20 protein-coding genes are annotated in these 24968 nt (G+C 62.7%); 3 read left to right on the top strand and 17 right to left on the bottom strand.

All coding sequences use genetic code 11. The features are described 5' to 3' along the window. Window positions 1–123: 123 nt before the first annotated feature. From ACOZJV_RS00665 to ACOZJV_RS00680, 4 genes are all read right to left on the bottom strand, one after another. Window positions 124–1404, bottom strand: a complete 1281-nt coding sequence (locus ACOZJV_RS00665) for a TRAP transporter large permease (protein WP_421546499.1) — start codon at window positions 1402–1404, stop codon at window positions 124–126. Beyond that, window positions 1405–2010: a TRAP transporter small permease subunit gene (locus tag ACOZJV_RS00670; RefSeq protein ID WP_421546500.1), complete on the bottom strand. Its 606-nt coding sequence runs from the start codon at window positions 2008–2010 to the stop codon at window positions 1405–1407. It lies immediately after the preceding gene. A gap of 53 nt (window positions 2011–2063) precedes the next feature. Then, a complete protein-coding gene (locus tag ACOZJV_RS00675) occupies window positions 2064–3104 on the bottom strand; it encodes a TRAP transporter substrate-binding protein (protein WP_421546501.1) in 1041 nt (346 codons plus the stop codon). 82 nt (window positions 3105–3186) lie between these two features. Next, window positions 3187–3858, bottom strand: coding sequence for an RraA family protein (locus tag ACOZJV_RS00680; RefSeq protein ID WP_421546502.1), 672 nt, complete (start codon window positions 3856–3858; stop codon window positions 3187–3189). Between the two features lie 113 nt (window positions 3859–3971). Between ACOZJV_RS00680 and ACOZJV_RS00685 the strand changes: the two genes are divergently transcribed. Further along, a complete protein-coding gene (locus ACOZJV_RS00685; protein ID WP_078468905.1) occupies window positions 3972–4871 on the top strand; it encodes a LysR family transcriptional regulator in 900 nt (299 codons plus the stop codon). A 114-nt stretch (window positions 4872–4985) separates the two neighbouring features. Here ACOZJV_RS00685 and ACOZJV_RS00690 read toward each other — a convergent pair whose 3' ends face one another. From ACOZJV_RS00690 to ACOZJV_RS00710, 5 genes are all read right to left on the bottom strand, one after another. Continuing rightward, window positions 4986–5789 (bottom strand): HpcH/HpaI aldolase family protein, encoded by an 804-nt coding sequence (locus ACOZJV_RS00690; protein WP_421546503.1) that lies wholly within the window; start codon window positions 5787–5789, stop codon window positions 4986–4988. Window positions 5790–5880: 91 nt separating this feature from the next. Beyond that, window positions 5881–6684 carry a carbon-nitrogen hydrolase family protein gene (locus tag ACOZJV_RS00695; RefSeq protein WP_078468907.1) on the bottom strand — a complete coding sequence of 268 codons (804 nt, stop codon included), beginning with the start codon at window positions 6682–6684 and terminating at the stop codon, window positions 5881–5883. Window positions 6685–6798: 114 nt separating this feature from the next. Beyond that, window positions 6799–7797 (bottom strand): TRAP transporter substrate-binding protein, encoded by a 999-nt coding sequence (locus ACOZJV_RS00700; protein ID WP_421546504.1) that lies wholly within the window; start codon window positions 7795–7797, stop codon window positions 6799–6801. Window positions 7798–7824: 27 nt separating this feature from the next. Beyond that, window positions 7825–9108, bottom strand: a complete 1284-nt coding sequence (locus ACOZJV_RS00705) for a TRAP transporter large permease subunit (RefSeq protein ID WP_421546505.1) — start codon at window positions 9106–9108, stop codon at window positions 7825–7827. Beyond that, complete coding sequence (locus tag ACOZJV_RS00710) at window positions 9108–9617, bottom strand: TRAP transporter small permease (RefSeq protein ID WP_421546506.1); 510 nt, start codon at window positions 9615–9617, stop codon at window positions 9108–9110. The genes ACOZJV_RS00705 and ACOZJV_RS00710 overlap by 1 nt, the downstream gene beginning before the upstream one ends. Window positions 9618–10089: 472 nt before the next feature. On the opposite strand from ACOZJV_RS00710, the gene ACOZJV_RS00715 reads away from it, so the two are divergent. Further along, on the top strand, window positions 10090–11073 hold the full coding sequence (locus ACOZJV_RS00715) for a GlxA family transcriptional regulator (protein ID WP_078468910.1): 984 nt from the start codon (window positions 10090–10092) through the stop codon (window positions 11071–11073). 122 nt (window positions 11074–11195) lie between these two features. Here ACOZJV_RS00715 and ACOZJV_RS00720 read toward each other — a convergent pair whose 3' ends face one another. The 7 genes from ACOZJV_RS00720 to ACOZJV_RS00750 all read right to left on the bottom strand — a co-directional run bounded on the left by ACOZJV_RS00720 (window position 11196) and on the right by ACOZJV_RS00750 (window position 21981). Next, window positions 11196–11543 (bottom strand): hypothetical protein, encoded by a 348-nt coding sequence (locus ACOZJV_RS00720; protein WP_078468911.1) that lies wholly within the window; start codon window positions 11541–11543, stop codon window positions 11196–11198. A gap of 170 nt (window positions 11544–11713) precedes the next feature. After that, window positions 11714–13462, bottom strand: coding sequence for a dipeptidase (locus ACOZJV_RS00725; protein ID WP_421546507.1), 1749 nt, complete (start codon window positions 13460–13462; stop codon window positions 11714–11716). A gap of 201 nt (window positions 13463–13663) precedes the next feature. After that, a complete protein-coding gene (locus tag ACOZJV_RS00730; RefSeq protein ID WP_078468913.1) occupies window positions 13664–15070 on the bottom strand; it encodes an ATP-binding protein in 1407 nt (468 codons plus the stop codon). Continuing rightward, a complete protein-coding gene (locus ACOZJV_RS00735) occupies window positions 15067–16878 on the bottom strand; it encodes a DAHL domain-containing protein (protein ID WP_421546508.1) in 1812 nt (603 codons plus the stop codon). Before ACOZJV_RS00735 ends, ACOZJV_RS00730 begins: the two co-directional genes overlap by 4 nt. Further along, on the bottom strand, window positions 16875–17828 hold the full coding sequence (locus ACOZJV_RS00740; protein ID WP_421546509.1) for a cytochrome-c peroxidase: 954 nt from the start codon (window positions 17826–17828) through the stop codon (window positions 16875–16877). The genes ACOZJV_RS00735 and ACOZJV_RS00740 overlap by 4 nt, the downstream gene beginning before the upstream one ends. Window positions 17829–17854: 26 nt before the next feature. Next, window positions 17855–19723 (bottom strand): EAL domain-containing protein, encoded by a 1869-nt coding sequence (locus ACOZJV_RS00745; RefSeq protein WP_421546510.1) that lies wholly within the window; start codon window positions 19721–19723, stop codon window positions 17855–17857. Beyond that, window positions 19720–21981, bottom strand: coding sequence for a GGDEF/EAL domain-containing response regulator (locus ACOZJV_RS00750; protein ID WP_421546511.1), 2262 nt, complete (start codon window positions 21979–21981; stop codon window positions 19720–19722). Before ACOZJV_RS00750 ends, ACOZJV_RS00745 begins: the two co-directional genes overlap by 4 nt. Before the next feature lie 211 nt (window positions 21982–22192). On the opposite strand from ACOZJV_RS00750, the gene ACOZJV_RS00755 reads away from it, so the two are divergent. Next, a complete protein-coding gene (locus ACOZJV_RS00755; protein WP_421546512.1) occupies window positions 22193–23551 on the top strand; it encodes an HD domain-containing phosphohydrolase in 1359 nt (452 codons plus the stop codon). Between the two features lie 37 nt (window positions 23552–23588). On the opposite strand, the gene ACOZJV_RS00760 is transcribed toward ACOZJV_RS00755, so the two are convergent. Then, window positions 23589–24959: a PLP-dependent aminotransferase family protein gene (locus ACOZJV_RS00760; RefSeq protein WP_421546513.1), complete on the bottom strand. Its 1371-nt coding sequence runs from the start codon at window positions 24957–24959 to the stop codon at window positions 23589–23591. Between the last annotated feature and the right edge of the window lie 9 nt (window positions 24960–24968).

Genomic DNA, 24968 nt, shown 5'->3' on the forward strand with positions numbered 1-24968 from the left:
GTGTGCACGGCGATCTTATTGTTGTTGACGGTTAGCCGGGGCTGGCCGCTGTCTACCTTAGTCGCTGGCGCATTATTTTTCAGCCCCTGATGGTGTCGGCGGCTTTATCGGGGGCTGCCGCGATCAGGCCAGGTGGGGCAGCCAGAGCGCGATCTGCGGAAACAGGATCAACAGCGCGATCAGGATCAGCAGCACTGCGCAGAACGGCAGGGCGCCGTACACCACATCCAGGAAGCGGCCCTTGTTGCGGATGCTTTGCACCACGAACAGGTTCATGCCAAATGGCGGGGTGATCTGCCCCATCTCGCAGAGGATGATCAGGATCACCCCGAACCACAGCGGGTCGAAGCCCAGCGCGACAATGATCGGCACCACCAGCGGTGCGGTGGTGATCAACATCGCCAGGGTGTCCATAAAGCAGCCGAGGACGATGTAGAACAGGATGATCGCCAGCAGGGTGCCCATCGGCGACATGTCGAGGTCGGTGACGAAGCTGACCAGAGTCGAGGTCAGCCCGATGGACGCCAGCACGAAATTGAGAAAGAACGCCGACAGGGTGATGAACAGGATCATGCCGGTGGTGCGCATGGTGGATTCAAAGGCCTGGCCCAGGTTGGTCCAGGTGAATGCACGGCGCCACAGGCCCAGGGCAAATGCGGCGATCACCCCCAGGGCGGCCGACTCGCTGGCGGTGGCGAAGCCGCTGTAGATGGCGCCCACCACCAGGGCGAAGATCGCCAGGGGTGGCAACAGGTCGGGGATGCTGGCCAGGCGTTCGGCCCAGGTCGCGTGTTGCTTGTGGCCGCCCAGCTCGGGGCGGATCAGGCAGGCGATGACGATCATCGCCACGAACATGAAACTGAGCAGGATCCCCGGCAGGGTCGCCGCCAAGTACAGCTTGGGCACCGAGAGGTTGGCGATCAGGGCGAACAGAATCATGTTGATCGACGGCGGAATCAGGATGCCCAGGGTGCCACCGGCCGCGATCGACCCCAGGAACAGCGGGGCCGGGTAGCCTTTGCGCTCCTGCTCCGGCAGGGCAATGGTCGAAATGGTGGCGGCGGTGGCCACGCTGGAGCCGCTGGTGGCCGAAAACAGCGCCGAGGCGCCGATGTTGGAGTTCATCAAGCCACCCGGCAGCCACGACAACCACTTGTCGACGGCGCCGTACATGCGCCCGGCGACCCCCGAACACACCAGCAGCTCACCCATCAGGATGTACAGCGGAATGGCCACCAGCAGGAATTCGGCGCTGGTGCTCCAGGCGATTTCGCCCATGGCGTTGCTCAGGGGCAGGCTGGAAAACAGCTCGGACAACGACATGCCCAACAGGCCGACGCTGACCGCCGCCGCCACGCTCAGGCCAAGCAGGGCCAGCAGGGTAAAGAGGGTAAAGGCCAGCATCTAGTGCGCTCCATGGGATGGCGCGCCGGCGCCACCGTGGGTTTCTTGTTGAATGTCTTCTTCGACCGAGTTGATCCCGATCAGTCCGTTGATTGCTGCCCAGCGTCGTTGGCGCAGCCGGGACAGGCTGGTGCAGGCCAGCACCGCCAGGGTCAGGGCAAAGAACGCGTAGCCGGCGAACCAGATCGACTGCGGCGCCCACAGCGGGATCTGCAGCGGCGTGGTGGAAATCGAGCGGTAGTGGATCGAGTCCCAAAGCACGCCCCAGGCGTGGTACAGCAGGGTTCCGGCAAACAGCGCCATGCCGCTCAAGGCCAGCAGGTCCAGCAGGCTCCGGGCCTTGAGCGACAGCCGTGAATAGAGGATGTCGACCCGGATATGGGAGCGTTTCAACAGGGCGATAGGAAACGCCCAGGTGCTGACAATCGCCAGTACATAGCCGGCTATCTCATCGGCCCCGCCCAGGGACAGGCCCAGAGTCTTGCGCAGGATCAGGTCGATCCCGATCATCAGCGCGGTGCCCATCAGAGCGATGCCGCCCACCCAGGCGCTGAGCCGGGCAATGCCGTTCACCAGCCGGGTCGCGCGGGATTCAGTGGGGGTCATGGATGCTTCTCCGCAAACGGTGTGGGTTCAGGACGCTGGGCACGTTGCACGGCTCAGGGCTGTTGCAGGTGCACGCCGATGGCGGCGCCTGCGGTGGCATTCCAGCGTTCGACGCAGGGCGCGCCACAGCGTTGGCCCCAATCGTTGGCGATGGTCAGCACGGCGTTCTGCAGGACCTGGCGCTCGGCGTCCGTCGGGGTGCTGACCTGCATCCTGGCCGGTCGATGGATCTTGCAGTCCGGGGCGCCGATGTTGCAGGCCAGCGCCGACTGGTTCTCGTTGGCGGTGGCTTCCCACCAGCGGTCTTCCAGGGCCTGGGCCTGTCCCTGGAGCAGGCGTTGCACCGGTTCGGGCAACGCCTGCCAGCGCTTGAGACCGATGGCATAGAAGCCGATGGACCAGTCCACCGGCAGGTTGTAGAGGTGGTTGGCGACGTCATACCAGCGGGCGGCATTGCCGGAGCCGATGCCAGTCACCGCACAATCGATGACACCGGTCTGCATCGCCGTCACCACCTCGGCGAACGGCAGGGTCATGGGCGTACCGCCGAGGGCGCTGATCATGTCCGACATATTGCGCCCACGAACCCGGACCTTGCGGCCCTTGAGGTCGGCGAGCGAGGACAGCGGGTCGCGACAGAAAAACACCTGTGCGGTGTAGGGCACGGTCGCCAGCAGCTTGACCCCGTGATGCTCGGCCATACGCTCGGCCAGTACCGGCTTGAAGGCACTGGAAATCTGCCGGGAGGTCTGGATGTCGGGGGCCAAGCCCGGCAGGTCGATGCCTTCGAAAAACGGGTCGTCACCGGCGACGAAGGCAAACACCCCCATGCCGATTTCCACCGCGCCGCTGCGCAGCAGGCGCACCATCTCCGGGCCCTTGAGCCCGCTTTCCGACAGCCCGCGCAGGCTCGCCGTGAGGCTGCCGCCGGAGCGGGCGGGCAGGGTCTGGTTCCAGAACGGTTTTTCCACCGCGCCAAAGGTGTAGTTGTGGCTGCCGCCGCCAATCACATTGAAGTGAATCGGCGGTGGGGTATCGGCCTGGGCTGGGACGGCCAGGGCGAGGGTCAGGGACGCTATGAGGTACGGTTTCATGGTAGTCCTGTTGTTTTTCTAGAGGGAGCTACTAAGGCAGAAACGGCGTGGCAAAGGGGCTGCGGGTGGTGCTTGCTCCGGGTCAGGAACGGCGCTGGATGGCCGCCTCGATAATGGCTCGGGAGCCGACGATATCAGGGAATTTCTCGCCCTTGGCCAACCTGGTCAGGGTGGTTTTTTCATTGTTCTGGAATTCGATGGCCCGGCGCGCCAGGGGTATGGCCTGATCAGGGGCCATGACCACGATGCCGTTTTCATCGGCCAGCACCGCATCCCCAGGTCGGACCACCACGCCGCCACACTGAATCGTGGTGCAGAATTCGCCTTCTTCGCCCTTGAGCCGGGTGGTGATGGCGCTGGCGCCCCAGGACCAGATCGGCACCCCGTGCTGGCGCAATTCGCCGAGGTCGGTGACAAAGCCGTCAATCACGATCCCGGCGATGCCCGCCTGTTTGGCCGCATAAGCCATGGCCCCTCCGAGGGCGGCGGTGACCCGTTCGCCACAGCGATCCACGATCAAAAAATCTCCGGGGCGCACACACCCCATGGCGTATTGCAGGATGCCGCCATCAGCCCCGGGCATCCTCACCGTGACCGCCGTCCCGGCGGCGCGCACATCCTGGAAGTGAGCCTTTATATCGCTGTTTAAAATACCCCGGGTGATGAAGTGACCCAGGGTGGCCGGTTCTGCCGCAAGAAGTATCGAACGTTCTTCTTCGGTCATTTGCTGCGGTAGTTCTCGAATAATATACATGCTTGGCTTGACTTGTTTTTTGGTGAATGTCTGGTGCATTTAGTTCATCCTAGCAAGCAGGATTTTAAGGCGATAATAAAAATCAGCGCGTCAACTTCGGGACTATTTTTATCATGCGAATTACCCTGATGCAGATCGAGGCCTTCTATTGGACGGCCCGATTAGGGGGCGTGCATGCCGCCTCGCGCCACCTTCACCTGACCCAGCCGGCCATCTCCTCGCGCATTCGGGAGATGGAGTCATTGTTGAGCGTGAAACTCTTCGATCGCAGCAAACAGCGGATGATAATCACCGCTGACGGCTTGATCGCCCTGCAACATGCCGAACTGGCGCTGAACAACAGCGTGAAACTGGAACAGTTCGCAGCCAAGCAGAAGCAGAACCGCCGGCTGCGGGTGGGCGCCGACGAGTGTTCGGCCATGGTCGGGCTGACGGCAGTGATTGCCGAGATCAAGGCGCATTTCCCGGAGATCACCCTGGAAATCACTATCGATGTGGGGGCGGTGCTCAATCGCAAGCTCAATGATCACGAGCTGGACCTGGCGCTTTTGACCAACCCCATGACCCGCGATGACGTGACCGATATCTTCTTGGGCTGGATGACCTTCCAGTGGGTGGCCGCCGCCCACCTGGAAATCGACGGCGATTCGTTTCAGCCGCAGCACGCCGGGGCTTACCCGATCGTCACCCATTCCGCGCCTTCGACCCTGTATTCAGTGGTCGAGCGCTGGTTGAAAGAGGGCGGCAATGTCTCCGAGGCATTTCATTCCAGTAACTCCCTGGCCTTTATCGCGAAGATGATATCGGCCGGGCACGCTATTGGGATTCTGCCAGTACCGTTGATTCGAGATATGTTGGCAGTGGACATGCTCAAGGTATTACCTTGCACGCCGCCTATTGCACCCGCCAAGTTCTGTTTGTCGTATGTGACGGAAAAGCCGGACGTACAACTTGATGAGTTAGTTGCATTGACGCGGGCCACTTTATTGCGACAAAACTTCCTGGTTAATTGATCTTTTAATGCATGGCTTGAAAGGCCGAATCAAGTTACTAAGTTCGGCCACAAGCCTGTGGGTTATTCCGACAAGAGTGGATTGAGCTGATAATGTCCCCGGCAAACCGGGAGCTTATTCCGACCCCTCGAGTGCTTCACGGGTGGCGGCGATCTGTTGCCCGGCCTGATTCAGCCAGGACAGGTCACTGCCCATCAGCAGCATGTCGCAGCCCATTTCCCGCAGGCGCCGGGCGGTTTCAGTGTCGGCCGGGAAGCACGGCACCATCACCTGGATCGCACGCTGATGGCATTTCTTGATCAGCCATTGCAGGCGCGCCAGGACCTCGGGGTTGCCCAGGCGATAATCCACCGGCAACTGGCGGGACAGCGAGTAATCGGCCGGGCCGAAATGCACGGCGTCGATGCCCTCGACGTCGAGGATCTCATCGATGTTGTCGAAGAATTCATAGCTCTCGGCCATGGGCACGATCACGCTGCGCTGGTTTTCCGCCTCGGTGTAGCGCGCCCATTCGAAGCCGGGACCGGCGTAGCGGGCCGAGCGCACCGAACTGTCGCCGCCGCGCCGGCCCACGGGCGGAAATTTGCTGCAGCGGATGATCTCGCGCATCTGCGCGGCGTTGTGCACCTGGGGAATGATCACCCCCGAGGCGCCCATTTCCAGGGCTTTGCGAATGTCCCATTCGAGGGTGCCGCGTACCCGGACCAGGCTGTGGACCGCCGCGTGGTGCGCCGCCAGCAGCAGTTTTTCCATGTCCCGGTCGACCCCCAGAGCCGTGTGCTCGGCGTCGATAAAGACAAAGTCCAGCCCCCAGTTGCCGGCCACTTCGATGGGCAGGCAGGCGGTGCTGTAAATGTTCATCCCGAACGTCACGCCAGCGGCCATTCGGTCCTTGAGCGAGCGGATTGTGTTGAGCATTGCGATTACCTGAAAAGTGAGGGGCGATGGCCGGGTGCTGATTCGCTATCCGAGGCCCGATCAAAGGCGTGGCGCCTCGGCACCCGGGTTTTCAGAGGCGATAGGTCGCTGGCAGGCGGTCGCGGAACGGGTGGATCTCGAACACCCCCGGGTCGCGGATCAGCGACTTGTTGCGCGCCTTGGCCAGGTCGATCTCGACGCTGAACACCCCGTCTTCCAGGCCGGCGCGGGTCAGGGTGGTGCCGGACGGCTCGATGATGTGGCTCATGCCGATAAACTGCATGCCGCCGTCCAGGTCATTGCGGTTGGGGGCCACGAAATACACGATGTTTTCCGCGGCGCGCACGGTGCTGAACAGGTCCGGCAGCAACCGCGCCTGCTCCGGCCAGGCGGCCGGCAGAACCACGATATCGGCGCCTTCCAGGGCCAGGGTGCGGATGACTTCCGGGAAGCGGATTTCATAGCAGATCGCCAGGCCGATGCGGCCGATGTCGGTGTTGAACACCGGCGGCGTCCACTCGGCGGGGCGATCGGTGAAACGGTCGCCGATCATGAACGGCAGATGACGTTTGCGATGCAGGCCGATGACGCCCTGGGGGCCGATCAGGGCGGCGGTATTGAAGATCGACTCGGCGTGTTTTTCATAGAAGCCGACCACGATGTGGATCCCGCTTTCAGCGCTGACCGCCAGCAACGGGGCCAGGGCGTCGAGGCTGATGGCGCCTTGTTCCAGTTCTTCACGGCTGTCGAACGAGCCGCCGGTCAACAGGCATTCGGCAAAGGCGATCAGGCGCGAGCCGTCTGCCGCGGCCTGGCGTGACAACTGCGCGACCTTGTCGATGGTCTGCGCGGGATTGCCGATGACCGGGTGGATCTGGGCGACCGAAATTTTCATTTTGCTGCTTCCTCTTGGCTGATACGGCAGTGCCCGCCGGGCGGGCGTATAAGGCGGAGACCGGGGTGACTTGTGGCGAGGGCGAGGGCCCTCGCCGGACTGCGCCGCAGTCCTTTACTGCGCCTGGTAACCCACGGCCTGGTAGACCTTCTTCACCAGTTCGGGGTTGATCTGCGCCGCGTACTTTTCGATCACCGGGCGGATCTTCTGCTGGATGCGCACCACCTCTTCGGCGGGCAATTCGTTGACCTGCATCCCGGAACTGGCGAGCTCGGCAATCGCCTTGCTGTCGGCCGCGCGGGAGATCTGGCGCTGCTCCAGGCGCACCTCCATGGCCACCTCTGTCAGCAGCGCCTGCTCGTCCGGGTTCAGGGTGTCCCAGAAGGGTTTGCTGATCAGCACGATCTGCGGGTTGTAGTTGTGATGGGTCAGGCTCAGGTACTTCTGCACCTCATTGAATTTTGAGGCCAGGATCAGCGCCGCCGGGTTTTCCTGGCCGTCCACGGTGCCGGTCTCGAGGGCGGTGTGCACCTCGGTGAAGGGCAGGGGCGTGGGGTTGGCCCCTAGGGTCGACCACACGTCGAGGAACAGCGGCGATTGCTGGGCGCGAATCTTCAGGCCGGTGATGTCTTCCATCTTCTGCACCGGGCGCACGTTGTTGGTCAGGTTGCGCACCCCCAGCTCCCAGAACGCCAGGCCCACCAGTTTTTTCTCCGGCAACTGATCGATCAGCATCTTGCCGACCTCGCCATCGAGCATGGCGTCGACCTTGGCGGTGTCGGTGTAGAGAAACGGGAAATCGAGGATGCCGAAGTCGGTCACGTGGTTGAGCATCAGGCCGGCGTTCCAGGTCATCATTTCCACTACGCCGCCCTGCAGCGACGACAGCACCTGCACGTCGCCCCCGAGCACGCCGTTGGGGAAGGTGCGGACCTTGATCTTGCCGCCGCTGCGTTCGTTGATCTTCTTCGCGAACAGTTCCATGCCAATCGCCGGTGGCGTGCCCTTGGGGCTGGTGGCGGCGAATTTGAGGGTGCGTGAGTTGTACTCGGCGGCAAAGCTCAGGCTGCTGGCCAGCAGCAGCGCGGCGAGCACGGTGAGGTGTCGGGTCATGGTCATTCCTTATTGTTGTTCGGGGTGTCAGTGGGCGAACCATTGCGCCGGAACCGTCACCAGTTCAGGGAAGATCACCAGCAGGAAGAGCACGATGATTTCGGCGATAAGGAACGGGAAGGTGCCCTTGAGCAGGGCCTCGTAGCGCATCTTGCCGATCCCGCACACCACGTTGAGCACCGTGCCCACGGGCGGCGTGATCAGGCCGATGGAGCAATTGATCATGAACAGCACGCCGAAGTAGATCGGGTCGATATTGGCTGCGGTCACCACCGGGACCAGGATCGGCGCCAGGAGCAGGATGGTCGGCGTCAAGTCCATGACCATGGAGATCAGCAGGATCAGCAGCATCAACACCACGATCAGCAGTTTCGGGTTGTCCATGACCGGCTGGATCAGGTCGATGATCTGCCCCGGGATGTCGGCGATGGTGATCATCCAGGCCGGGATCGACGCCGCGGCCACCAGGAACATCACTGCGGCGGTGGTCTTGCCGGCGCGTAACAAAAGCTCGCCGAGGGATTTCAGGCTCAGCTCGCGGTAGATCAGCGACGACACCAGCAGCGCATAGACGCTGGCCACGGCCCCGGCTTCGGTCGGCGTCACCACACCGAAGCGCAGGCCGGCGACGATGATCACCGGCAGCATCAGCGCCCAGGTGCTGTCGACGAAGGCCTTGAGGCGTTCCTTGCCGGAAGCCTTGGCGCTCAGCTCGACATCGTTGTCCCGGCGCGACACCAACCACCAGGCGATCACCAGGGCCACGGCAATCATCAACCCAGGAGCGATCCCCGCGAGGAACAGTTTGGTGATCGACAAGCCGGAAGCCACCCCGAGCACCACGAAGCCGATACTCGGGGGAATGATCGAGCCCAGCACCGAAACCGAGGCGATCAGGCCACCGGAGCGATTGCGGTTGTAGCCCGCGATCACCATCATCGGCAGCAGCAGGGCGGTCAGCGACGCGGCGTCGGCCAGGGCCGAGCCCGAGAGGCTGGACAGCAGCACCCCGGCAAAGATCGTCACGTAGCCCAGGCCGCCGCGCATATGGCCGACCAGAGAAATCGCCAGGTTGATGATGCGCTTGGACAGGCCGCCGCTGTTCATCACTTCGCCGGCGATGATGAACAACGGAATCGCCAGCAACGGAAAGCTGCCCGCCGAGTTGATGATGTTTTGCGCGATGATCTGGCCATCGAACAGCCCCAGCAGCCACATCAGGGCCACGCCGCAGAGAATCAGGGCATAGGCGATGGGCACGCCGATAAGAATGGCGGCCATCAGCACGCCGACAAATACACCGAGGGCCATTACTTGAGCACCCCTTGCACGGTGGTGGAAGGTTGGAGCTCGCCGGCCGGGGTGGCCAGGTGCTTGACCAGTTGGGCTCCGAGCAGAACGCTGCTCAATACCGAAAACACCAGGCCGGCGCCGTAGAACAGGCCCATAGAGATGCCGGTGGAGGGCGCGCCCACATTCAGGTTGATCAGGGTCTGTTTCCAGCTGCCCTGGAGAAACAGCCAGGTGGCGAACAGCATCAGCAGGTAGGTCAGGGTCAGCAGGTGTTTGGCGACCCTGGGCGAGGCGCGGCTGGTCAGGATATCGACCCCGATATGGCCGTTCTCGTGCAGCATCAGCTGGGAGCCGGCGAACACCAGCCAGACGAACGCCAGCCGGGAAATTTCCTCACTGAAGAACAAGCCGGAATTGAAGCCGTAGCGCAGCACTACATTGGTGAAAATCAGCGCCGTGATACACACCAGGCAACCGACGATCAGTGCCTTCAGGGCCAGGAAATAAAGTCTTGTAAGTTCTTTCATGAACGGTGCTCCCCGCTGAGTGGGGGGCGGTTGTGCAACTCGCTGCGGGCCGCTGAAGAACGGTTTGGGCGAATGGGTCGCGCTGCATGAAACTGCAAACAGAGCATAAGTAAGACCACCTTTTATTATTAGTTATACGTCGTCGTATGACCTGGGTAGAGTCTTTATTTATGCGGGGTTCGTGTCAATGAAACTCCCTGTGTTTGCTGAGTCAATGTTCTTATTAGGGCGATAAGGGATGGTAATCAGTGAGCCGGCTTATTGATTTTAAAAAGCGCGAGCGCGGGTTTTGAATACTAAGTTGTGGGACGACTTATCAGATTATTGATAAGGGTCGGCTTTTATTCTTGGGGCCAGTTTGTGCTGCCGTTTGCCTGCCTCTGGTGCTGCGCCGGGCAAACACCGCAAACTGTGCCCCCGTTAACGCAACAGAGTGCGAGCCTTGATCGAACGACGGCAATTCAGCACAGGCATGAAGGGCAAAAACCTGCGCTACCTGAATGAGCAATCCAGCCAGGGTCAGCGGCCACTGCAGGCGGGGTTTGTGCTGCTCGAGCATTTTTCCCTGCCGGCGTTCACCCAGGCGCTGGACACCATCGTCACCGCCAACCTGCTGCGGCCTAACCTGTTCTGTTCCCGAACCTTTGGTTTGCACGAAGGGGAGGTGGTGAGCGACCTGGGCCTGGTGATCCGGCCGGACGCCCGTCTCGATGGCTCTCAGCTCAAGGACCTCGACCTGCTGGTGGTGTGCGGCGGCTACCGCACCGAACTCAAGGCATCGGACGCGTTCATTCAACTGCTCAAGGCCGCTGCCGAGCAGGGCGTGACCCTGGCCGGGCTGTGGAATGGAGCGTGGTTTCTCGGCCGGGCCGGGCTCCTGGCGGGCTACCGCTGCGCGATCCATCCCGAACATCGGCCGGCATTGGCGGAGTTCTGCAAGGCGACCCAGGTCAGCAGCGAACCCTATGTGATCGACCGCGACCGGCTCACCGCGGCGAGTCCTTCGGGGGCGTTCCATATGGCCCTGGACTGGATCAAGGGCCTGCACGACAAGGCCCTGGTCGAGGGCATCGAAGACATCCTGGCCTTTGAGGAGTCGCGCTACCGACGTATCAAGCCGACCGAAAATATCTGCCTCAGCGCGCCCCTGCGCGAGGTGGTCAAGCTGATGGCCGCCAACCTCGAAGAACCCCTGGAACTGGAGCAACTGGCGGTCTACGCCGGTCGCTCACGGCGTCAGCTCGAACGCTTGTTCAAGGAACAACTGGGCACCACGCCGCAACGTTATTACCTGGAGTTGCGCATCACCGAAGCTCGCCGCCTGCTGCAACACACCGAACTGTCACAGGTCGATGTGCTGGTGGCCTGCGGCTTTGTCTCGCCCAGCCATTTCAGCAAGTGCTACAGCGCCTACTTCGGCTACCGGCCGTCAAAGGAAGTGCGCCTGGTGAAGTAGGCTTGGCTGGAAACCCCGTAGCCGCTGCCGAGTCCGCGAGGCTGCGCTGGCCCGAGCGCCCCCCGTGATGCCTCAGATAAACCCTGTTTGCGGATAAAACCCCACCCCGCCCGCAGCAGCCTCTACGGCTGGCGGCAATTTTGCGCGGGTGACAACTGCGGCGCCGGCTCGTAGCTGGTCTGCTGCAAGCCATCGGCACCGAGGAAGATGAAGTACTTGGTGCGACAGTCCTTGAACATTGCCGAGTAACCCTCGGCCCTGATGCCCTGGTCCTTGACGGTCTTGGTCACGGTATTGCTGCGGCTGATCACGGCCAGCACCTGGTCATAACTGTCGCCCATCTTTACCCCCGGCTCGCCGGTGACGGTCATCGACGACGCGCAGCCGCCCAGGCCCAGCATCGCCAGCATCAGCGCCGCCATCCGGCCGCCATGGGCCAGCGTGTTGCAGGTGGGGTGTGTGCCGTTCATTCCCTGTACTCCATCCATCAATCGTTGTCGGCAGCCGTCACACGGCGCGGGTCCGCCCAAGAGGCTCGCAGGCCATACGACTGACCATTGCCGGGGATGGTTCCGTCGGCCAGGGAGTGGCGCGCGGGCGCCAGGTTGGACCCGCCAGGACGGCGGGTCCGGCAGGTGCATCAGAGTTTTGGCAGCTGGCCGATACGGCCCATCATTTCGGTCACGATCTGCAGGTCCAGCAGGAACTGTTCAACGGTCTTGAACTCGTTGTCGTTATGACCGGTGTACTTGACCTCCGGCCGGGCCAGGCCGAATTGCACGCCGTTGGGCAGTTCATGCACCGAGGTAGCGCCGGCGGAAGTGCCGAATTTGTGCTCCATGCCCAGGTTCTCGGTGGCCACGGCCAACAGCGCCTTGACCCATTCACCCTCGGGGTTGCGGTACATCGGCTCGGCGATCGAGTAGTCGAAGGCCACCGCGACCTTGGCCTTCTTGCTCCAGGCGTCGAGTTTATCGGCGATTTCGCTTTTCAGCACTTGCGGCGACTTGCCTTTTGGCACCCGCAGGTTGACCGCCAGCTGGAAGGCGTTGTCCTTGACCCCGACGTAGGTCAGGGAGGTGGTCAACGGGCCCATGAAGTCGTCGGAGAAACCGACTCCGAGTTTGCCACCCAGGTAATCCAGGCCCCAGTTATCGGCGGCGTAGCGCGCGGCATCGGTGATCTGGTTGTGCTTGAGCGCGACCTTGCCGTCGAGGCTGTTGAGGAAGTCGAGCATCCGCGCCACCGGGTTGACCCCGGATTCGGGTTCGGAGGAGTGGGCGGACACACCGGTGACCGTGAGCTTGACGTTCTTGCCGTCGACCTTGGCGCTGACCTCGAATTTGCCGCCGTTGCCGGCATGGCGCTGGGCGTACTCGCTGCCGGCCTTTTGCAGGCTCGCTGCCAGTTCGGCCGGCTTGTCGGTGACCAGGGTGGCGACCGAGGTCGAAGGGATCTGGTTGGTGGCCAGGCCCCCGGTCAGCGTGGTGATTTCCGCGCCTTTGCCCTGGGCTTTACGCTGCGGGAAATTGGCCATCACCGTGCCGTAGCCTTTCTCGGCGATCACCACCGGGTAGCCGCCGTCCAGCGCCAGGTTGTAGTTGGGCGTGGGATTGCGCTCGAAATAGTAGGGGATCGCGTCGCCGGTGGTTTCCTCGGTGGTGTCCACCAGCAGCTTGAAGTCGCGCGCCAGGGGCAGCTTCTCTTCCTTGATCACCTTCATCGCGTAAAGGGTGACGACGATGCCGTTCTTGTCATCCTCGGTGCCGCGGCCATACATGCGGTCGCCCACCAGGGTGACCTTGAACGGGTCGAGGCGGGTGCCGTCCTGCAACACCCAGTTTTCCGGGGTGACCGGCACGACGTCGGCGTGGGCGTGGATACCGACCACTTCATCGCCGCTGCCCTCCAGGGTGATTTCATAGACCCGGCCGTCGACGTTGCGATAGGCAAGGTTGAAGGCCTGGGCCAGGCTTTTGATCTTGTCGGCAATCTTGATGAACTCGGGGTTCTCATGGGCCGGCACGCCGTCGACGCTGAAGGTGGGGATCGCCACCAGTTCGCGCAGGGTGTCGGTGGCGGCCTTGCCGTACTTGATCCGTGTGTACAGGCCCAGCAGGCGATGGATCTCGTTCTGCTGCTCGGCGGACAGCGGCTTGTTATCGAGGAAGGCGCCGATGGTCGAGTCCAGGTGGTCGGTTTTGCCCAGCTCGCTCTTGGCCAGGGCGCCCAGGAACTGCCTGAAATCCGTGGCCGAGGCCTCGTTGAAGTTTTTCAGGATGGCTGCGTTCTGTTGCGGGGTGAGGTTGGCCTGGGCCGAGTTGGTGAACAATGACAGGCCCGCCGCCATCAGGGTCGCAGCGGCCAGGTGCTTCAGGGAAAAATCCATGGTGTGAGGCATTCCTTTGCAGAGTGAGGGAAGTATCTGAACTGAAAGTCAGAAAGGTCCACAACCTAACACCACCTGGCAGCGGAACGGGAGTCCCATAAGTGGGGTCTGTCGCACATAAATGCAAAAACGGCGCACAGGCGACAAAGCCCGGGGCATTCTCCAGGCGAGGCCTCAGCGCTCGACAACCCGTACTCGACGCTACTGATACTGCTGCTCCTGCCGGATCGGCAGCTCGACGCGAAAGGTGGTGCCGATCCCCAGTTCGCTGCGCACGCTGATCTCGCCACGGTGCTTCTTGATGATGCCGTAGGACAGGGACAAACCCAGGCCCGTGCCCTGGCCCACCGGTTTGGTGGTGTAGAAGGGGTCGAAGATTTTCTGCAGGCTGTCCGGCGCTATCCCCGAGCCGGTGTCGCTGACTTCGATCCAGACCCGTTCTCCTTCCACGCCGTTGCTCAGGGTGATGGTGCCCCGTTCCGGGCCCATGGCCTGGGCGGCGTTGACGATCAGGTTCATCAGCACCTGGTTGATCTGCGACGGCAGGCACTCGACCTCCGGCAGCGGTGTGTAGCACTTGACCACGTCGGCCTTGTACTTGATCTCGGTGGCAACGATGTTCAAGGTCGAGTCCAGGCCCTGTTGCAGGTCTGCCCATTGCCATTCCTGGCTGGAGTCCACCCGGGAGAAGTCCTTGAGGTCCTTGACGATCTGGCTGACCCGGCCAATGCCCTCCTTGGACTCCTTGATCAGCAATGGAATGTCCTCCAGGAGAAAGTCCAGCTCGATCGCCGTGCGCAGTTGCACCAGGGACTCCAGCGCCGCCGCCTGGGCGATGGCCTGCTCCCCGTGGCGATAGGCATCGAGCATCTCCTGCAGGCGCCTGAAGTAGTTGTCCAGGGTGCCCAGATTGGAAGAAATGAAGCCGATGGGGTTGTTGATTTCATGGGCCACCCCGGCAGCCAGTTGCCCCAGGGACGCGAGTTTTTCGGATTGCACCAGCTGGCTTTCCAGCAACTTGCGCTCGTCAATCTCCCGTTGCAGTTCGGCGCTGGTCTGTTTGAAGGCCAGGGTGCGTTGCTCCACCCGCTCTTCCAGCTGGCTCATCTGCAGATTGGCGCGGGTGGTCATGTCCCACTTGGTGGTGAGGGTGTTGGCCATTTGCTGGACTTCGATGTTGTCGAAAGGCTTTTTCAGGATCAGCAGGCGGTCGTGGCCGTCCAGGCGATCGAGCAACTCGTCCCAGGAGTAATCGGAGTAGGCGGTGCACACCACCACTTGCAGCAACGGGTCGTGTTTCCACAGTTCCTCGATGGTCTGCGCGCCGTCCCAGCCATCGGGCATGCGCATGTCGACAAAGGCCAGGGCGTAGGGCCGCCCGCGGCTCGCGGCATCCAGCAGCTTGGCCAGGCCTTCCTGGCCGCCGTAGGCCGAATCCAGTTCGAACAGGGTGGCGGCGGTCTTCGGCGCGCTGCCGAACAGTGCGCTTTCCATGGCGTCCAGTTCGGCACTGTCACCGGTCTGGGGCGTGAGGATCTTGCGGAAGTCGACGTGGATCGCCGGGGTATCGTCGATCAGCAGGATGCGCCGGTTGATGGGGTTGCTCATGACTCACCTTCGGCGATTTTCAGGGGGATTTGCAGGACGAACAGCGCTCCGGTGCCCGGACCGTCGCTGTAGGCATTCAAGCGGCCGCTCATCTCTATGGCCGCCAGCGCGCAGCTGTGCAGGCCAAAGCCGTGGCCTTCCTTGCGCGTGGTGAAGCCGTGGACAAAGATGCGCGCCATGTTTTCCGGGGTGATGCCTTCGCCTTCATCGCGGACGCTGATCTGCAGGGTCTCGCCGTCGACGATGCCGGTGGCCAGGGTCATGTTGCGCTCGTGGTTGGAGACGTCGGACATGGCGTACTTGGCGTTGCTGATCAGGTTGATCAGGATCAGCAGCAGCCGGTGCTTGTCGCCCATGATTCGCGGGATATCGGCGTACTCCTTGAGCACCGTCACATGGTGCCGGGTGAGGGCGCCGGAATTCATGCGTAGCGCATCTTCCAGCAGCTCGCCGATCGACAGCGACTCCAGCACGCTGCTGGCCCCGGCGTAGGATTGCTGGGTGGAGACGATGTCCTTGATGTGATCGACGCTCTTGCTCAACTGGGCCAGTTCCTCGGCCATGCCTTGCTGCTCAAGGTCAATGGCCTCCACCAGCTGGTTCAGGTAGCCGGGGAGCAATTTGCCTTTCTCGTCCTCGCTGAGAAAATGCCCCAGGTCCTGGGGGTGCTGGTTGATCAACTGCATCGCCTTGCCCAGGCCCTGGGCCTTGCTGTTACGCAGTTTGCGGGTCACCAGGTCGGCGGAGATGTTCACGCTGTTGAGCACGTTGCCGACATTGTGCAAGACGTTGGTGGCGATCTCCGCCATGCCGGCCTGGCGGGCGCTGTCCAGCAGTTCGCTCTGGGTATCCTTGAGCTCGCGCGTGCGCTCCTCGACCCGCTGTTCGAGTTCGTCGTTGGCCACCACCAGCGCCCGGTTCATCTGGTTGATCTGGGCAAAGCTGCGCATCAGGCGGACCGCCAGCCAGACCAGGAGCATGACCAGCAGCGCGGAAAACACCAGCAAGTAGAAATGGTAGCGCTGGTCAATGATTTCAGCCTCCTGCTGGTCACGGTTGAGCAGGTTGGTGATGTCGTCCAGGCGCTCGGCGACCGGAACCAATTCGATCTGTTCAAGCAGGCCGTTGACCAGGGGCTGCTCGCGCAGGATCAGGGAAATATGGTTGCTGAGCACATCGATGGAGTCATAAAACTCCGGGGGCAACCGCGCCTTGTTCACTTGCAGTTTGTTCAGCCCCACCAGGATGTCGGCGGCATGCTCGGCAGAGGTGACCTGGGCGAACTCCAGGCTGCTGAGCAACAGGTCGTAGGTGTCGGTGGCGATATTCTGCAGCTGCTCTTTGTCGGTATCGGTGAGTCTTGCCAGTTGGGCCTGGATGTCATCCTCTGCGGTCGGCAGGAAGGCCAGGGAGTTGCGCAGCACGGCATTGTGCGACTTGAACTGCTCCACCAGCCGGGTCTTCTCCTTCATCGCGTCGAGGTACGCATCCTGGGTAGTGCGCCAGGCTGGCGAGGCGTTGCGGCGTTCCTGGGAGGCCATGGCGTCGAAGCTTTGCCACAGCTGGGTCATTTTGCTCAAGGGTGAGACCAGCGGGTCGTAGTTGTGACTGATGGCGACCCGGGCCTTGAGGATCTCGTTTTCCCATTGGGCGTTCTGCTGCATGATCTGGCGGATCAGGTCCCGGGACTCGGTGTAGGAGGCGGTCTGGTCCGATCGCGAATTGACGTACAGAAACAGCAGGATCGACGCCAGCCCGGCGGCGACCCCGGCCAGCAGGAAGAGGCTGGTGCGGCGGGATACTTTCATAGGGGCTTGCCTTCCCATTCGCCGGTCAGGGTCTTGAGGAACAGGACGATCAGGGCCGTGTCTTCCGCGGAGGGAATACGCCCCAGCTGGTACTTGAACATGATCGCCACGGCGCCCTCGAGGGTCGGTTCCGAACCGTCATGGAAGTAGGGCGCGGTGACCGCGACGTTGCGCAGGCTCGGCACCTTGAACACATTGCGGTCATCTTCATCGCCGGTGATGTTGAACCGCCCCAGGTCAGCCACGGTCGGGTTGCCCCGGGCCTTGAAGTAATCGCCGAGCACGCCGAATTTCTGGAACATGTTGCCGCCGATATTCACCCCCTGGTGGCAGGCGATGCAGCCGTAGTCCTGGAAGCGCTGGTAGCCGTACTTTTCCTCCAGGGTCAGGATCGCGGTGTTACCCGCCAGGTACTGGTCGAAGCGCGAGTTGCTGCTCAGCAGGGTCCGTTCATAGTCGGCCAGGGCGTTGCGAATATTGGCCTGGGTCACGGCGTCCGGGTAGGCCTCGGCGAATGCGCGGCCATAGGCCGGGTCGGCGCCGATGCGCTCGACCACGGTGGCCCAGTCACTGCCCATCTCGGAAGGGCTCTGGACCACGACGTGCACCTGTTCTTCCAGGGTTTCGGCGCGGCCGTCCCAGAACTGGCGGAAGTTCAAGCTGGCGTTGAACACGCTCGGCGTATTGACCGCCACGGGTTTGCCGTCAAACCCCAGGGACAGGGGCTTGTCATCGGCGCCACCATGCTCCAGGCGATGGCAACTGGCGCAGGACAGGCTGTTGTTGACTGAAAGGCGTGGGTCGTTGAACAGCTGGCGTCCCAGTTCGACGTGCTGGCCATTCAGGGCTGGCACCGGCGGCAAGGACTTGAGGGGGCCCTCGAGCGGCGCTGCCTCGGCTCCGGCCGCGAGCAGCACGCTGGCGCAGAGCAGTGATGGGAGTGACGACATGGTCGGTATCCTTACCCGGCGGACGTTCATGAACGGCTTGGTTGGGGCTGGCGCGAGGCGTTCAGGAACAGCACGAACGCCTCGGGCTCCACGGCCTTGCTGAAGTAGAAGCCCTGGCCTTCCTCGCACCGGTGGCGCCTGAGAAAGTCCAGTTGCTCGGCCGTCTCGATACCTTCGGCGATGATACGCAGGTTGAGGCTTTTTCCCAGGTCGATGATGCTGCTGACCAACTTGGCGTCGTTGCTGTCGATACTCAGGTCGCGCACGAACGATTGGTCGATCTTCAGCACATCGACCGGAAATTTCTGCAAATAGCTCAGGCTCGAATAGCCGGTTCCGAAGTCATCCACCGCCAGGCGCACTCCGAGCCGCTTGATCGCATGCAGGGTGGTGATGGTGGTGGCGACGTTCTGCATCAGCACGCTTTCGGTGATCTCCAGCTCCAGCTGCGACGGGTCGAGCCCGGTCTCGGCCAGTGTTCGGGTCAGGCGTTCGACGAAGTCGGCCTGGCGGAAATCGATGGCTGAGACATTCACCGACATGCAGATGGGCGGCAGGCCCTGGGCCTGCCAGGCCCGCGACTGGAGGCAGGCGCTGCGCAGCACCCACTGGCTGAGGGCGACGATCAGCCCGCAGTCCTCGGCCACCGGAATGAACACCGCGGGACTGACCAGGCCATGGCCGGGCCGGGCCCAGCGCACCAGGGCTTCGGCGCCGCCCACGGCGCCGCTGGCCAGGTCCAGTTTGGGCTGGTAGTGCAGGACCAGCTCCTGGCGTTGCAAGGCCAGACGCAGCCCGCTTTCCAGGGTTTGCCGGTGCCGGGCGTGGAGGTTCATGTCTTCGATAAAAAAACTGAAGCCGTTGGGGCCGCAGTCCTTGACGTTGCGCATGGCGGTCTCGGCTTTTTTGATCAGGGTCACCGCATCGCAACCATCATCGGGGTAAATGCTGATGCCCAGGCTGGCGGTTACCGTCAGGTCGTGGCCGGCTACCCAGTGCGGGGTGTTGACCGCCGCCAGCAGTTTTTCCGCGACCCCGCGGGTCTGCTGCGGATGGACGATGTCGCTCAGGATCACCACGAACTCGTCCGAACCGTAGCGGAACACCGAGTCGGACTCGCGCAGCGCCTGCGCGAGGCTCTGGGCGACGAGCTTGAGCATTTCATCCCCGGCGGGATGGCCGAGGGCATTGTTGATCCGCTTGAAGCGGTCCAGGCCGATGAACATCACGGCAATCTGCCGGTCATGGCGCCGGGACTGGGACAAGTACTGGGTCAGGCGATCACCCAGCAAGGTACTGTTGGGCAGTTCGGTGAGCAGGTCGTAGTGCAGCAGGCGGGACACGCTCAGCAGTTCCTGGACCCGTTGCTCGATGGTTTGCTCCAGGTCGCGCATCTTGATCGCGGCATCTTGTGCCAGTTGCCATTTCCAGGTGAGGGCACTGGCCATCTGGCGGATTTCCAGGCTGTCGAAAGGCTTTTTCAGGATCAGCAATTGATCGCCGAATTCAATGCGCTCGGCCATGGCCTCCCAGGAGTAGTCGGAGAACGCGGTGCACAAGGCAATCTGCAGGTGAGGGTCGGTTTTCCAGAGCTGCTCGATCGTTTGCAGGCCGTCCCAACCAGGCGGCATGCGCATGTCGATAAAGGCCAGGGCGTAGGGCCGACCTTCGGCCAGGGCCTGCTTGACCCGTTCCACGCCTTCTTCGCCCTGATAGGCGGAATCGAGCTGGAAGTGTGATTGGGGAATGCGCGTGGTGCCGAACAGCAGCGCCTCGGTACTGCTCAGCGGACCTTCATCGTCGGGGCAGAGGATCTTGCGAAAGTCCAGGTGGATGGCCGGCGTGTCGTCGATGATCAGGATCCGTCGGTTGGCGGTTGCAAAAGCAGGGTTCATTTGAGCGTCTCCGACGTTGGGTCCGCAGCTTCGACGGCGGACGTGGCCTTGAGCAGTTCACCAGCCTGTTCGCTGTCCACCGCCCGTGCCGGGACGTGCCCCAGTGGCACACCGCTGGACAGCAGGGTGATGCGCTGCTCCTGGGTTTCCACCCCTTCGGCGGTGACGCCGATCCCGGCCTCGCTGGCAAAATTGAGGATTGCGCGCAGGGTCATGGCGTTGTCCGGGTCGCTGCTGGCACTGTCGAGCAGGCGCTGGGCGAGCTTGAGGTGGCTGACCCGGTAGGTTTTCAGGTAGTCGAACGATGAATACTCGGTGCCGAAGTCGTCGATGGCGATCTTCACGCCCAGTTCGCACAGCCGGGGCAGTATGTCGTTGTGGGTCCACTTGGTCTGGGCCAGCGTGCCCTCGGTGACGTCGAATCGCAGGTCCCAGGGGCAGAGGTTCCAGCGCGCGGTGGTCCGCAGTACCTGGTAAATCAGCTCCGAACCGGTCTTGAGCTGGACCAGGGACAGGTGGATCGCAATCAGCGGCGGCGCCAGGTCCTGGTCGCGCCATGCCCGCATCTGCCGGCAGGCCTGGTCCAGTATCCAGTGGCCCAGGGGGATGATGATCCCGGTCTTTTCCGCCACCGCCATGAACTCCGAGGCTTCGAGCCAGCCGCGCTGGGGGTGGAGCCAGCGCACCTGGGCGGCCATGCTGAGGATTTTGCCGGTGCCGAGATCGACTTCGGGCAGGTACTGCAAATGCAGTTCGTCGCGCTCCAGGGCCAGTTTCAACTGATTGGCCAGGGTCACTCGCTGGGTGACTTCCTGGTTGATGTCCTCGCTGTGGAAGTGGAACTGGTTGCGGCCCTTGTCCTTGGAGCGATACAGCGCCATGTCCGACTGCGCCATGAGCCCGTCGGCGCTGAGGGTATGGGGGCTGTAGAGGCTGATGCCGATGCTGGCCGAGATACGCGCCTCGTTGCCGTCCAGGAAATAGGGGAGCGCCAGGCTATCGAGGATCTTCGCCGCCAGGCTCGCGCATTGGGTGGCTTCCTCGACCTCCAGCTGCAGGATCGCGAATTCATCGCCGCCCAGGCGCGCCACCACGTCGTTTTCCCGGGTGCAGGACTTCAGGCGCCGGGCCACCTCCTGCAACAACAGGTCGCCCGCGGGATGACCCAGGGTGTCGTTGATGCGCTTGAAGTGGTCCAGGTCCAGGTAAAACATCGCGAAGGGCGCCGCGCCGCGTCGGGCCGCGGCAAACGCCTGGTGCAGGCGTTCGACCAGGGTCGGCCGGTTGGCCAGCCCGGTCAGGCCGTCCGTGTGGGCCAGCAGGGCGATTTTATCTTCGGCCAGGCGGCGCTCGGTGATGTCGAGGATGATGCCTTCCACCTCGAGCAACTGGCCCAGATTGTTGCGCACCGGGATGTAGCGGTTTTCCACCCAGCGAAAGCTACCGTCACCGGTGAGCATGCGAAATTCGATGGAGGCGCCGCAGACGTCCCGGTCCAGTGCGCGCAGCATGGCCAGCTCGACCTTGGCCCGGTCGTCGGCGTGGATCAGCGCCTGGGCCCAGTCGGGGGACGCCACCAGCTGCGCCGCCACATGCCCGAACTTGGTGATGTTGTGGGAGATGTACATCAGCGTGAATGAAGGCTCGCCCCGCAGCCGATAGAGAATCGTGGGGCTGTTCTGGACGATGATGTTGGCGTCGGCCAGCTCTCGGGTACGCTCCTCGACCGCTTGTTGCAACTGGTCCAGTTTCAACTCTGCGGCTTCGGTCATCTGCCATTTGACGGTCAGGGTACTGGCCATCTGCCGGATTTCGATGGCATCGAAGGGTTTTTTCAGGATCAGCAGGCGGTCGCCCAGCTCCAGGCGCTCGGCAATGTCTTCCCAGGAATAGTCGGAATACGCCGTGCACAGGGCAATTTGCAGCTTGGGGTCGGCCTGCCACAGCCGCGAGATGGTTTCCAGCCCGTCCCAGCCGGGTGGCATGCGCATGTCGATAAAGGCCATGGCATAAGGCTGGTCGCAGTCCAGCGCCGCCTGCACTTTTTCCAGCGCCTCCTGGCCCTGGAAGGCCGAGTCGAGGGTAAAGTCTTCTGCCGCAACGCTGAGGGGGGAGCCGAACAGTGCGGCTTCGGCGCTGCCCAGGGGGTCTTCGGCGGGGGTGCCGGGGGCCAGGATCTTGCGAAAGTCCTGATGGATCGCGGCGGTGTCGTCGACGATCAGGACTCGCCGGTTGCGGCGATCCGTCAGCGCCGTCATTGCCAGGTTCCAGCCCAATGCAGCGACCTTGGGTTTAGGCTCATCGGGCTTCCTTTCGTGTTTGACGCGGGCGATCCATCCGGGGCCTGAGCATAGTCCTGTGCGGGTGCAAGTGCGAACCTTGCGGCATTCAGTTCGTACATCGCGAGCGCAATTCATCTAGTCTGATGCCCACGGCGGGCCTGATAGACGTCAAACGGAAGGGGGAAGCATGGACGAGCATGAAAACGACGTGACTCAGAACCGGCCGACGATTCTGTTGGTCGATGACGAAGAACCGATTCTCAACAGCCTGCGCCGCCTGTTGCGCAGCCAGCCTTACGAGATCCTGCTGGCCGACAGCGGCGCCAAGGCCCTGGAAATCCTTGAGCAGCGGCCGGTGGATGTGGTCATGAGCGATGCACGCATGCCGAGCATGGACGGCGCGACCCTGCTGGCGCATATCCATCGGCTTTATCCCTCGACGCTGCGTATCCTGCTCACCGGGTACGCCGACATGACGATGATCGCCAAGGCCATCAATGAAGGGCAGATTCATCGCTATATCAGCAAACCCTGGAACGACGATGAAATGCTGGTGACCTTGCGCCAGGCCCTGGTCTATCAGCATTCGGAAAGCGAACGCCAGCGCCTGGAAGCCTTGACCCAGCAGCAGAACGAACAGCTGCGCAGCCTCAATGTGACCCTGGAAAAACACGTGGCGGCCCGCACCGCCGAGCTGCAGCAGACCGCCGACATGCTCGACCTGGCCTATGAAGAGCTCAAGCGCAGCTACGTGACCGGAACCGAGGTCTTTTCGCTGCTGGCCAACCTGCGCTTGCCCAAGGCCAAGCAGACCAACCGTCAGATCATCGAACTGATTCGCGTCTACTGCGCCAGCCATGGCCTGGACGAAGCCGCAAGCCGCGACATGACCATGGCCGCCGCGCTCTACAACATCGGCAAGCTGAGCTGGACCGACAGCATGATGACGGCCCCGGCCGACCTGCTTTATCACACCGAACGCGAGCTGTACCGGGCCTATCCGAAGCAGAGCGAGTCGTTGTTGATGACCCTGGAGCCGATGAAGGACGCGGCGCGGATCATCCTGCATCACCAGGAGCGCTGGGATGGCACCGGCTTTCCCGATCACCTCAAGGGCTCGGCGATTCCTCTGGGCTCGCGCTGGCTGAAACTGGCGGTGGACTTTATCGAGTTGCAGCGTGGGCTGGTCCTCGAACGGCAGATGAACAGCGATGAGGCGCTGCTGTTCATTCGCAAGTACGCCGGCAAATTGTATGACCCGGACCTGGTGGAAGACTTCGTCAACGTCTGCGCCACCTTCCTCAGCGACGTGACCCTGGCCGATCCGAGCGTCAAGGACCTGGGCACCCGGGAACTGGCCGCCGGGATGATCCTGGCACGCAACCTGAATGCCGACAACGGCATGCTGCTGCTCAATGCGGGCAAGGTCTTGAGCATGGCCCTGGTGGATAAGCTGATCGCCTTCGAGGCCATGGAGGGCGGCAAGTACACGGTCTTTGTGAAAATCCCGGAAGAGCCGGTCGAGACCGCGATCCTGGCCTCCTGAGCAGCCCTTGAGCGCCTGAGGGCGTCGAACATGTCCCTCAGCGCTGCAACACCGCCTTGAGCCGCGGGTCATTGAGGTAAGCGACGTTGAGCCGGGTCCAGGGGTTGATCCGCGATTGCTCCGGGGAAAAGATGTGCCCGGGGGCGATCATGAACCCTTTGGGCAGCAGTTGCCGGGTCAGCTCCCGGGCATCGTCGATATGGGCAAAGCGGGCCCACAGGTACAGGCTCTGCTCGGGGCGCACAAACACCTCGGCGCCGATTTCGTCCAGTAACTGCAAGCCGCTGTCGGTGGCGCTGCGCAGGCGTTCCTGGAGGCGGATCAGGTGGCGCAGGAAATGGCCTTCGGTGAGGATCACGTCCACCGTGCGCTCGCAGAACTCCGATGAGCTGGTGTGCAGCAGCATCTTCAGGTCGCCCAGTTCATCTATCAGCTCCTTGCTGCCGGCGATAAAGCCGACCCGCAGCGCGGCCGACACCGACTTGGAAAAACTCCCGACATACAGCGAGCGCTGCAACTGATCCAGGGCCGAGACCCTGATGCCCGAGGCCGGCTTGAAATCGGCCAGGGCGTCGTCGTCCACCAGGATGAGGTTGTGGGCCTGGGCCAGTTGCACCAGGCGAAACGCCTTGCTCGGCGAGAGGTCGGAGCCGGTGGGGTTATGGCCGATCGACTGGATGAAAAACAGCTTGGGCTTGTGTTCGCGCAGGTGCTGTTCGAGCACGTCCAGGTCCGGCCCGTCCGGCAGGCGCGGCACCGGCAGCATGCGCGCGCCCTGCAATTGCAACTTGCCGAACAGCGGGTAGTAGCCCGGGTCTTCCACCAGCACCGTATCGCCGTAGCCGACAAAGCGCCGGATGATCAGGTCCAGGGCGTGGTTGGCGCCGTGGGTGGTGACGATCTGGCGCGGGGTGGCGCTGATCGAGTAGGCCGCCAGTTTCTGCACCAGGTGCTGGCGCAGGCTGGCGTTGCCCAGGCGGTTGCCGTAGCGGAACAGGGTGCTGACCCCGGTGCGCATGATCTGCCGGGTGAACTTGTCGAGGCGCATGTCCATCAGCCACTCCACCGGCGCAAAGCCCTCGCCGAGGGGGGACTGCCCGGGCTCGCGCACGAACTGCTGGCGCATCAGCCAGATGGTGTCCATGGCCCGGGCATAGGGCGGCGGCTCCTCGGGTTCGCTGCCATTGGGCGCTCCCTGCTTGACGAAAAAACCCCGGCCATGGCGCGCCTCCACCAGGCCCTGGGAGGCCAGCGCCTCGTAGGCGTTGATCACGGTGTTTTTCGAATGGCCGAACAGGCGCATGCATTCGCGCAGGGACGGCAGGCGGTCGCCGACGCGGTAGGTGCCGTTGCCGATTTGCTCGGCAAGCGACGCCGCCAGTTGCTGGGCCAGGGTCAGGTGCGCCATGGGGGAAGT

Origin of the sequence: Pseudomonas sp. QD4 (genome assembly GCF_049199125.1) — a bacterium.
In the GTDB taxonomy this organism is placed as follows: Bacteria; Pseudomonadota; Gammaproteobacteria; order Pseudomonadales; family Pseudomonadaceae; genus Aquipseudomonas.